2 protein-coding genes are annotated in these 3,023 nt (G+C 34.1%); both read left to right on the forward strand.

Annotated elements, in window-relative coordinates; all coding sequences use genetic code 11:
* Positions 1-177: transposase (locus HCUR_RS07485; protein ID WP_165780873.1), on the forward strand; the 177-nt coding region annotated here is incomplete at its 5' end.
* Between the two features lie 812 nt (positions 178-989).
* Positions 990-1,856 carry a hypothetical protein gene (locus tag HCUR_RS07490; protein WP_129591981.1) on the forward strand — a complete coding sequence of 289 codons (867 nt, stop codon included), beginning with the start codon at positions 990-992 and terminating at the stop codon, positions 1,854-1,856.
* Positions 1,857-3,023 lie beyond the last annotated feature (1,167 nt).

Here is a 3,023-nt window from a genome sequence, read left to right on the forward strand (position 1 = left end):
ATAGAGGGGGGCTTTAAGGTTCAACGGAGACGATGGGTTGTAGAACGAACATTTGGATGGCTTAGTAGAAATAGAAGGCTATCAAAAGAATACGACTTGCTTTGTTCTTCTACAGAGAATAACATTTACATGTCACTTAACAGACTACTCTTGCGCAGATTCTTTCCTCCTAATTAATTTGCGGATAAGCTCTAACACTATGGGCTAAAGTGAAGAGATGTTATGCTGAGTTCACGAAAAAACCGAATAAAGACCAGTATATTGGGGTTCTGTACAATGTAGAAACGTAAAAAAATGGAATTTTACTCTCATGAATGGGGCCAAAAATGGTTTTAAAAGGGTCTGCTTTATTAACAGATGTTTGGTAATGGGCACAAGATTTATACGCCCCTCAAACAGATGGAAAAAAATTGGCGTTTTAGAGCGCGAGAAAAAGAACAATTCATTAAAATTTCTGTAATATGCTGAAGATTAGAGAGCACAGCCATCAAAGTACACCCTAATGAGGTTGGGAGTTTAAAAAAACACGCTCCCTAATTTATTAGAAAATTCCATAGACAATTTATTTGTTTGCCACCAATCATTCTCTTGGGTTAATGTTTGGTCTCTGGTCTGGTCAAGGAAGTGATGGGCAAAATGGCTAGCATTTATTAAAAGATTGGGAGCGCTTATGAAGGATTCTACCAACTAATGGGTTGAAAAATGCGGCTTTAATCCTGTTGTCCTTCTCTAATCAAAGCACTTGAGCCCACGAATTTACATAAAAGATCTATCGATAAGACAACAAAATTTAGCACTTTTTCGTAAGATCCAAATCTTTTCGTCATATCTTTTTTCGCTTTCAAGCGCTGGATGTTATGGTTTCAACTTTTATCTATATTGCCCCTTATCATGGCAATGCTTCCATCGTGTTCACAGGCCCTAAAACAAATCCTGATTTTGCGTGCTGATATGCTTTTTCTAAAATTTTTTGTCTTTATGGAAACACTGTGTTATATATAAAAAGTGTTTTTAATAATTCAGAGATGATTTTAGTGTTCCAGTGTTTGTGCTTATGGATTATCTTAAAGCTATGCCAAGTACCCAGTGTATACGCTCAGAAAGACAAATTACGCATTGACTTGAACGCTTCCGTTAAAAAAATTGAAACCATCATCCGAAAAGATAGGACGTTAACTCATTTGGTGTGTGCTTTAAAAAAAATTTATGATTATAGTATAAAAAATTTTCAACCAACGTCCAGAATAAAAAAATCTCAGATTGATTGGCTAAAAGAACGTAATCTTAAATTTAGTCAAAACTTTGATTTGCATGACTTAAGGGAGTATTATGTTCAAAGAATATTTTCTTTAGTCAATGCACATAAGAAGGTAAGAGAATTTTTTTTAAAAAAGTTTATCACTTTCCCTGATACTACTAATAAGATAACTTCTTTATCCTGTTTGGTTTCCCTATGTAACGATACAAAACTTAGCCTCTGCGCTGATGATGATGCAAAGCACATTCTTTTGGAAGATCCTATAGTTATTCCTTTGAATACACAGAAGGTAATCGTGGGATTAAAAACTTCTCAGGGCGTATATTGCCAGACCTACAAATTTTTTCTTTTATCCCATACAAAAAATAATATAGATGTTCAAATTTATAATTTTCCTTCGCCCGCTAAAGTAACCTTTTATGATCCGCACATTTTGGACGAGGGTGCGCTTAATCTAGAGAAAAAAGGGCGTGCTTATTATCTCTCTTATGTGGCGAGAATTACGGCTTTTAGGACAGGAAGTAGTGTAACATGGAAAATAGAGAACAATAACTGTCAAGTCGTGGAAGAGGAATTGAAACTCGAAGAGGAAGCCTAGATCTGTTGTAACACGATAGGTCGATAGTATTTCAAACAGTGCACGCCAAAAAAATCAACAGTCAAAACAGTTAATGCGTATTTGTTGAAAAATTTTTACGGTACAGTTCTGAAATTTTGGACGCGAACCTCTAGAAACTGTCGTTAATTATACTATAATACTTTAGCGTGAAGATAGGATTTGAAAAAATTGAAGTAAGACCTTATAGCATTCGGTACATTGAGTAAGGGTACGGTTAATCCATGGGTTCATGATAACCCAGAATTTTTAAACAAGGTTAATATCACGAGAATATAGTGGTAAGAAAATTAGCCTGTAGCCCAGAAATTCCATCAATACTTTTGTATTTTGAGAGTGATAGAATAAGGCATGATCCATAATCAGGCTGAGTTGTAGCGCTTTGATTCAAGGCTGTTCTTCCCAATGATTAAAAATTTGTATTGCAAGACCCGTTATCGGTGCCATAGATTGATTATTTTAGAGACACTATGGGTTCTTTAGAATATGTACCACGCTTCTTAGCACCACTTTTAGGATCTATATCGTTGATTATTTCTTAATGGTTTTTTTAAAAGTTTTCTCAAAAGTAAAGAATTTTTTATAGGTAACGCCTCACTTTTTAAGCCTGCTATAGAAAGAAATAATGCTTGCATTAAAAGCTACACTCATGTTTTATGCTCGTTATTTTTACCCTACATTTTTAACGGATTTAGATCTACGGTTCCTTTACTGTCTAATCGTACTTTAAGCTTGACAACTTCTTCTTTTTCCTAGCGTATGCACCCTTTACTTACGCTACTTTTCCTCAGTGTAGCTATTATTGGGCTTGTCTTTTGATCATTAAATAAGTTTTGTCTATTCCATTACGCTTTCTTTAAAGCCTATTCGGTATTTTATTTTTGTTAATTTCTGAAGATTATATCACATTTAATCTTATTTTTAAGCTAAATTACTATATTGTAAGCTAGAGCGTGTCCCTAACCTTTTCGATGTTATTTACGGAAATGAGAATTATAGCCACTAAAATTGTTCTCATATAAAAAAACGTTCAATACAATTTTGTTATTTTTAAATGGTTTTATCGTGGGGTATCAATATTCAAACTCTGATAAAAAATCTCTTAGAGTGCAATTATTCTATACTTTGTTGGCCAAAAAGTATGGGCAA

The organism is Holospora curviuscula (genome assembly GCF_002930195.1).
In the GTDB taxonomy this organism is placed as follows: Bacteria; Pseudomonadota; Alphaproteobacteria; order Holosporales; family Holosporaceae; genus Holospora; species Holospora curviuscula.